Source organism: Pseudogracilibacillus auburnensis, from assembly GCF_003201975.1.
Lineage (GTDB): Bacteria > Bacillota > Bacilli > Bacillales > Amphibacillaceae > Pseudogracilibacillus > Pseudogracilibacillus auburnensis.
Window position 1 is genome coordinate 194514 of record NZ_QJJQ01000010.1, and the last position, 7345, is coordinate 201858.

The 7345-nt window shown below is 34.6% G+C and carries 6 protein-coding genes, 4 tRNA genes and 1 rRNA gene; 5 read left to right on the plus strand and 6 right to left on the minus strand.

The genetic code is table 11. The annotated features are described in order from the left end of the window. Positions 1 to 314: 314 nt before the first annotated feature. The 4 genes from DFR56_RS14390 to DFR56_RS14405 are packed head-to-tail and all read left to right on the plus strand — an operon-like array spanning position 315 to position 3202. Positions 315 to 932, plus strand: coding sequence for a TetR/AcrR family transcriptional regulator (locus DFR56_RS14390; protein WP_110396137.1), 618 nt, complete (start codon positions 315 to 317; stop codon positions 930 to 932). Further along, positions 925 to 1779, plus strand: a complete 855-nt coding sequence (locus DFR56_RS14395; protein WP_110396138.1) for an ABC transporter ATP-binding protein — start codon at positions 925 to 927, stop codon at positions 1777 to 1779. The genes DFR56_RS14390 and DFR56_RS14395 overlap by 8 nt, the downstream gene beginning before the upstream one ends. Continuing rightward, positions 1776 to 2483 carry a fluoroquinolone export ABC transporter permease subunit gene (locus DFR56_RS14400; RefSeq protein WP_110396139.1) on the plus strand — a complete coding sequence of 236 codons (708 nt, stop codon included), beginning with the start codon at positions 1776 to 1778 and terminating at the stop codon, positions 2481 to 2483. Before DFR56_RS14395 ends, DFR56_RS14400 begins: the two co-directional genes overlap by 4 nt. Then, complete coding sequence (locus DFR56_RS14405) at positions 2480 to 3202, plus strand: hypothetical protein (RefSeq protein ID WP_110396140.1); 723 nt, start codon at positions 2480 to 2482, stop codon at positions 3200 to 3202. The genes DFR56_RS14400 and DFR56_RS14405 overlap by 4 nt, the downstream gene beginning before the upstream one ends. 217 nt (positions 3203 to 3419) lie before the next feature. Here the strand turns inward: DFR56_RS14405 and DFR56_RS14410 are convergent, their stop codons facing one another. Continuing rightward, a complete protein-coding gene (locus DFR56_RS14410; RefSeq protein ID WP_244916539.1) occupies positions 3420 to 4730 on the minus strand; it encodes an erythromycin esterase family protein in 1311 nt (436 codons plus the stop codon). Positions 4731 to 5107: 377 nt separating this feature from the next. Between DFR56_RS14410 and DFR56_RS14415 the strand changes: the two genes are divergently transcribed. Then, positions 5108 to 5758, plus strand: a complete 651-nt coding sequence (locus tag DFR56_RS14415; protein ID WP_110396141.1) for a pentapeptide repeat-containing protein — start codon at positions 5108 to 5110, stop codon at positions 5756 to 5758. Between the two features lie 141 nt (positions 5759 to 5899). On the opposite strand, the gene DFR56_RS14420 is transcribed toward DFR56_RS14415, so the two are convergent. The 5 genes from DFR56_RS14420 to DFR56_RS14440 all read right to left on the minus strand — a co-directional run. Further along, a tRNA-Thr gene (locus tag DFR56_RS14420) sits at positions 5900 to 5970 on the minus strand. A 7-nt stretch (positions 5971 to 5977) separates the two neighbouring features. Beyond that, positions 5978 to 6052: transfer RNA gene (locus DFR56_RS14425), tRNA-Asn, on the minus strand. A 930-nt stretch (positions 6053 to 6982) separates the two neighbouring features. After that, positions 6983 to 7055, minus strand: a tRNA-Ala gene (locus tag DFR56_RS14430). 21 nt (positions 7056 to 7076) lie between these two features. Then, positions 7077 to 7153, minus strand: a tRNA-Ile gene (locus DFR56_RS14435). A 120-nt stretch (positions 7154 to 7273) separates the two neighbouring features. Then, a 16S ribosomal RNA gene (locus tag DFR56_RS14440) occupies positions 7274 to 7345 on the minus strand; the annotation flags it as partial.

Below are 7345 nucleotides of genomic sequence, written 5' to 3' on the forward strand. Positions count from 1 at the left end.
ATGGAACAATATGATCAACCTTAGCCGCAAGAAAAATAATATGACTTCATTCTGGCACCCGAAAAGTCTCTCCAGCATATCTCCATTTTTTACCTGAAACAATAATTCCTTTAGAACTTCACTTGTATCCGATTGAATTTTGTAGCTATTCACTAATCTTATATACTGCGGTAGCTGATTACTTTATCAAACTTCGTATTTCTAGCGCGCTTCTTCAAAACCTTTTCCACTTCCTTTACAAAACGAATAAAGTATTATAATGTATGAATATAAAATAATATTATTCACGTGTTCATTGATGGGAGTCTGAGAAAATGTCAAAAAAGTTTACTGACCAAGAAAAAGTATACATTCGGCAGAGGTTAATCGAAGAAGGTAAAAAGTTATTTGAAACATTTGGCTTGATGAAAACAAGTATTGGGGAACTAACAAAGAGTGTTGGAATTGCTCAAGGATCCTTTTACAACTTTTTCATGTCAAAAGAAGAATTATATTATGAAATTATCGAGCAAGAGGAGGAAAAGGTACAAAATGAATTGACGGAGGTACTGATAAATAAGACATTAACGAAAGACCGATTTGCTCAGTTCTTACATCTTGGTATAAAATCTTTAGATAAAAATCCGATATTAAGCCAATTATACGATGAAAGAGTCATGCAACAATTATCGAGGAAAGTACCTGTCGAAAAGCTAGCATTAAATGCAGATAAAGATTTGTCTTTTTTTGCTCCTTTCATTACAGATTGGCAAGAGATAGGAGTAATGAAAAAAATCGATCCAGAAGTGATCGTTAGTATGATTCGCTCGTTAATTCTTTTATCTTTGCAAAGAAAATACATCGGGGAAGCAAATTTTGAGGAAACAATGACCCAATTTATTCAAATGATGGCTGACGGATTAGTAATCGAGGAGGCTAGTACTTATGATTAACGTACGTGATCTTACATATACGTATCCAAGAACAGATAAACCGACTATTAAAGGGGTTAACTTTACTATTGAGCAAGGGGAAGTCTTTGGCTTTTTAGGTCCATCTGGTGCAGGTAAAAGTACAATCCAAAATATTTTAATACAGATGTTGAAGGGATATCACGGAAATGTCTTTATATGTAATAAAGAACTTAAACATATGAAAGAAGAATATTTTGAAAAGATTGGCGTAGCCTTTGAGTTCCCTAATTTTTATACTCGTTTTACTGCAATGGAAAACCTTACTTTCTTTCGTTCTCTGTATTCGGAAAAGCAACAAGATCCAATGCATTTGCTTGAAATGGTTGGTTTGGAAAAGGATGCACACAGTATGTTTTCTGAGCTTTCAAAGGGGATGAAAATGCGCTTGAATTTTTGTAGGGCACTATTACACAATCCTGAGATCATCTTTCTCGATGAACCAACTTCTGGGTTAGACCCAGTTAATAAAGAGAATGTGTTAAATATTATTCGGGCAAAAAAGGCAGAAGGAAAAACAATTATAATTACTACCCATGATATGCACGTAGCTGATGCGATTTGTGATCGTGTAGCATTTATCATCAATGGAAAAATTGCTTTAATTGATTCGCCTCGCGCGTTAAAGCTCCAATATGGATTGCGGAAAGTTCATGTGGAATATAAAGAAAACTTCCAGATTCAATCGGCTACTTTTGACTTAGATACGATTGGAACGAATGATACTTTTGCACGACTTTTAAGGGAAAAAGAAATTGAAACGATTCATTCACAAGAAACAACATTAGGGAGTATTTTCATTGATGTAACAGGAAGGTCATTATCATGAAAATAAGAGGTATTTTCATCCACGATGTCAAATTTCAATTTCGGCAAGGTTTTTATTTTGCATATGCAATCTTAACAATCATGCTTATTTTAGTATCACTCATATTCACTGAAAGTGCCAAACAAATAGCGGTAGTTATCCTACTAATTACCGAAATTACTTCATTTAGTTCAACTTTTATTGCTGCTAACTTATTATTAGAAAAAGAACAAGGTGTTTATGATGCGCTTTTTATCACACCAATTAACGTATCGATATATTTATTGATTAAAATTTTTTCTATGTCGATACCAGCTGTTGTTAGTGGAGCACTCTTTCTACTATTCTCACTTGGCACTGGTTCTCTTACTGTTTGGACTCTTTGTGGAATTTATTTAACTGCCATCCTTTTTATCTTATTAGGGCTTGCGGTATCAACTAGATGTAAAAGTATGAACGGATTTATACTCGTATCGATTCCTTTCGGGTTATTATTTGCTGGCTTTCCTTTATTAGAGTTTTTACATATATATGCAGTACCCTTTAGTCATTTTCTCCCAACACATAGTACGATTCTTTTATTACGAAATGCATTTGAAGAGGTTCAGTGGAAAAGCAATATTCTAGCCCTACTTCATTTAATTATTTGGATTATTATCTTTTGGTTTTGGGCGAAATTTTGGTTTACAAAATATATCGTATGGAAAGGTGGTAAAATGACATGATCAAACGCATTACATTGATGGCAATTACTGATATAAAAAATCTTCGTCATGATCCAATGTTAGCTCTTGCTCTCCTTGGACCTTTCATCCTGATTTTTATTTATTGTACTGGACTACCAATGTTTATGGATATACTTTGGTCTCAGTTTTCCCTTTCCCTGTTCCCATATATGAAGCTAATCTTTTATGTTTTTTTATTGATGCTTCCAGTTTTAATTGGGATGATTGCTGGATTTTTAATGTTAGAAGAGCGAGACATGCAGATTATTTCCTATATTTCAGTTACACCTTTTGGGAAAAAGGGGTATTTATATTATCGATTAATAAGTCCTTTTGTCATTACCGTTTTTTCATTAGTTATTTTTTTAGAGCTATCAGGCATCGCTGTCCCTTTCATCTGGAAAATAGTGATTATCGTAATCGTTGCTCTATTAGCACCTCTTTTTGCCCTTTTTCTAGTTACTTTTGCAACAAACCGTGTAGAAGGATTAGCATTAAGTAAAAGTTCCAGTTTTTTATTACTTGCTCCGTTCGTCATCCATTTTGCACCAGAGAAAATACAATGGATTGTTAGTATTTTACCTACATTTTGGACAGTGAAGGTCATCGAGGAAATTACAGCTGATACACATGCGCTACTCTATTTAATAGTAGCATTGCTCTTTCATTTTGTTTTGTTATTTTTACTTTATAAAAAATTTGATCGGGGAATATGTTAATATTTTTTCCCGGACATGAAAGTGTCAAGTTCATCTAATGTGTAGCGATTTTTATCTTTACTTAAAAATAAGACAGATTTGTTCCAAGACAAGACGGTTGAAGGTAGAAATTTAAGTTACCTAATGAATATAGAAAAAGAGCATTAAAAGCGATTCACCTTTTAATGCTTCTTTACATTCGTGCGCTCCGTTCATAAGGTTCAACTTTACTTCTGCACTATTCAATCACAGTCGTAGGCGTGGACTCTTTTATAATGATGATGCCGTCATATGCTTCTGCTGGAGTCATTTCAATTGTATAAAACATTTTCAAAACCTTATACCATCCTCGGAAATCATCGCCTATATTGACCATTTTCTGCTTGCTTTTTATCATATCCGACAACTCTGCCGATTCACTTGCCCTATCAAATCCAACGTAAAATATATTCGATTCAACTTCTTTAAATGCATCTACTAACTTATTGTGATTCTTAATAGAATAAATGGCTCTTTTATCTTTGCCACTATTAAATGCTTGAAATTTACTTTTCATCAAATCCGAGCCAATTGCAAAATAATCTGCACCATATAAATCATCTAAATAACTTCCCATCGACTTGTAGTTAGCTAAGGAAGCAGAGGTTTTTTCTACATGGCCATTATGTCCAGAAAAAAGAACTTTATCATGCCCGCGAGCTGCTTCATACTCAACAATCCATTCCAAATTTTCAGCTAAATACTGATCACGAAGTTGCATATAGTTTTCTTCATTTAATAGGAGCTGTGTACGTTGCTTCATCACTTGTGCAAATTGCAGAGCAAAAGTAAATGAATCCGAAGACGATTGTTGCACATAATCCGCTTCATTTGATTTCAGATCTAATATAATATTTTCAAGTATCTCATCTAGTTCTTCCAAATATTTAGTTGTTAATTCCCACATTGAATCATTTGATACCTGTTCCAATTGCTCTGTATATTCTTTTGCTTTAGTCACATCAACAGTTTCATAATAATCTAGCAAACCCATTTTACTATAATCAAAACGTTGCATATCATTACCGTAGAAATAGACTTTTTTGTCTTCGCTTACTTTGGTGTTGTAATCATGCATCCATTGAATAAAATCAATCATCTGGTCTGTTTTATATATGCCATAATCAAGAGCATCCACAGCCTCTTCTGCCGTACCTTTTCCAGTTAATATGAATTCGTTAATGTAATGTCCACCACCAAAGTCCCCTTCTAATACAAATACACGAACATTTTCATTTTGAATAAATGCTTCAAATAGTTCTTTTTTCAAGTTTTGTAATTCAATGTTTCCATGTGTCGCTTCCCCAAAGCCGATTATTTTCACGTTACTTGGGATGTGGATTTGGTCAATGTTTGACACATAACTCTCAGCATCATCGATAGCTTGACCACCCCCGCAAGCTGTTAATAAAACGGAAAAGAAAACGACTAATCCTAGGAAATAAATTTGATTTAAGAGTCTTTTTTCTTTTGTCATTTTATATTTAATGTGATTTTCCATGAACCCCATCTTTATCACCTCTTCGTTCATTATAAATGAAGGAGTTAAATGAATGTATAGAGTCAGTTTAAAATTTGTTTAAAAAATATTAGTACTGTTTCTAGTAACACAAGAAATGATGGAATTTTCCTGACTAAACTTCATCTTTTCTATCCAATCTCTAATAGTTCTAGGATCAACACGATTAAATGACGGCACTTTCATAAAGATGTAGAATGGCTAACTTTTTCGTTTTGGAATAGTTAATTCGAGTCAAAAAATGCTTCACTTAGAGATATATCAGCGCGAGTAGCAGAATTGCAATAGAAGATAAAGACTTATTTTTGTTTATGAGATCTATTATAATACATTAAAGTGCCTAAAATTATTAAGGGTGGTAAATTATTATGTCTAAGAATTTTAAAATTGAACTTCCCAGAATCCAACAAGACTTAAAAAAGATCCATTTTGAGGATGTGCATTATAAAGAAGAGCCTTACTTAACGGATGGAACGGTTATCGAATCATTTATTGAAAACGAGGAAATTGAAAGATTGCTTTTATCGAAAGTTCTTTTTAAAAGTACAAGGATACTACAATCATCCTTTAAAAAAGTAGACATTATGGATGTGTCTTTTGAGAATTGCGATTTGTCGAACACTAGTTTTATGGAAGGTATTTTACACAGGGTTACGTTTAAAAATTGTAAATTGCTTGGGATAGACTTTACTGGGGCTTACTTAAAAAATGTTAGATTTGAAAACTGTATTTTAAATCTTAGTTCATTTATTGAACCGAAATTAAGACAAGTGATATTTGATCATTCATCTTTGCACAGTGCTAACTATTATGATTGCAGTTTTAACAAGGTTAAGTTCAATCAATGTGATATAAACGACATCGATTTTACACAAACTTCACTCGACGGAATTGATCTAAGTACATGCTTTTTCGAACACATCAACCTGGATACTGCTAAAAATGTGAAAGGTTGTTTAGTTTCTCCTGAACAGGCAATTATATTTGCAACAATGTTGGGGCTAAGGGTTAAGGAATGATATTCTGCACGATTGTCGAACAAGAAGTAAAAGGGCGATACTATAATATGTATCGCCCTTTATTTTTTATGAACTTTTTGATTTAGGTCTTGGTATTTAACCCTTTATCTACACTGTTTTCCCATTACCCTGAAAAAAATAAGCTCCCAGTCGGAATCGAACCGGCAGTTTTGCCTTACCATGGCAACGTTTTACCGTTAAACTATGGGAGCATAAATATGGCTCCACAGGTAGGGCTCGAACCTACGACCGATCGGTTAACAGCCGATTGCTCTACCACTGAGCTACTGTGGAATCAAGAATTTTATTATACTATTTTAAGCTTTGTTCATAAACTTTACGGCTCGTCGTGCATCCGCACTCCTCGCAGGCCTATCCATGTTAATATAAATGATAAAAACGTTTTGTGCCGGCCTGCTCTACCACTGAGCTACTGTGGAATCAAGAATTTTATTATACTATTTTAAGCTTTGTTCATAAACTTTACGGCTCGTCGTGCATCCGCACTCCTCGCAGGCCTATCCATGTTAATATAAATGATAAAAACGTTTTGTGCCGGCCTGCTCTACCACTGAGCTACTGTGGAATAAGAATAATTTATTATAATACTTTAAGTTTTGTTCATAAACTTTACGGCTCGTCGTGCATCCGCACTCCTCGCAGGCCTATCCATGTTAATATAAATGATAAAATCGTTTTGTGCCGGCCTGCTCTACCACTGAGCTACTGTGGAATAAGAATAATTTATTATAATACTTTAAGTTTTGTTCATAAACTTTACGGCTCGTCGTGCATCCGCACTCCTCGCAGGCCTATCCATGTTAATATAAATGATAAAATCGTTTTGTGCCGGCCTGCTCTACCACTGAGCTACTGTGGAATAAGAATAATTTATTATAATACTTTAAGTTTTGTTCATAAACTTTACGGCTCGTCGTGCATCTGCACTCCTCGCAGGCCTATCCATGTTAATATAAATGATAAAAACGTTTTGTGCCGGCCTGCTCTACCACTGAGCTACTATGGAATAAAATAAATTAAAGTTGCTATATTATACAGAGTAATTTTACTGATAAACGTTTGATCGCATTTACCTCTTATCAATATAGCCTATCTCAAATATAATCTCAACTAAAATAAATTTTGTAAAAAGCATTTCAATTATTTATTCGATAGAAAAAAATAAACATCTACAAGCTTTTTACTTATAGACATTTATTTGGATGGAGCCTAGCGGGATCGAACCGCTGACCTCCTGCGTGCAAGGCAGGCGCTCTCCCAGCTGAGCTAAGGCCCCATTTTAGTATGTAGGTATAGATGGTGGGCCTGAGTGGACTCGAACCACCGACCTCACGCTTATCAGGCGTGCGCTCTAACCAGCTGAGCTACAGGCCCATCTAAGTATAGATATAATACTCCCTCAAAACTGAACAACAACATAAATGTCTGTCTTTTTCACTATAATATAGTGTTCCGTTGGCTAAGCAATAATATTACCACTTAGCCTATCCTTAGAAAGGAGGTGATCCAGCCGCACCTTCCGATACGGCTACCTTGTTACGACTTCACCCCAATCATTGGTCCCAC

Coding starts and splice junctions, on each gene's coding strand:
- DFR56_RS14390 (WP_110396137.1), top strand. CDS start 315: ATGTCAAAAAAGTTTACTGACCAAGAAAAAGTATACATTCGGCAGAGG.
- DFR56_RS14395 (WP_110396138.1), top strand. CDS start 925: ATGATTAACGTACGTGATCTTACATATACGTATCCAAGAACAGATAAA.
- DFR56_RS14400 (WP_110396139.1), top strand. CDS start 1,776: ATGAAAATAAGAGGTATTTTCATCCACGATGTCAAATTTCAATTTCGG.
- DFR56_RS14405 (WP_110396140.1), top strand. CDS start 2,480: ATGATCAAACGCATTACATTGATGGCAATTACTGATATAAAAAATCTT.
- DFR56_RS14410 (WP_244916539.1), bottom strand. CDS start 4,730: ATGGGGTTCATGGAAAATCACATTAAATATAAAATGACAAAAGAAAAA.
- DFR56_RS14415 (WP_110396141.1), top strand. CDS start 5,108: ATGTCTAAGAATTTTAAAATTGAACTTCCCAGAATCCAACAAGACTTA.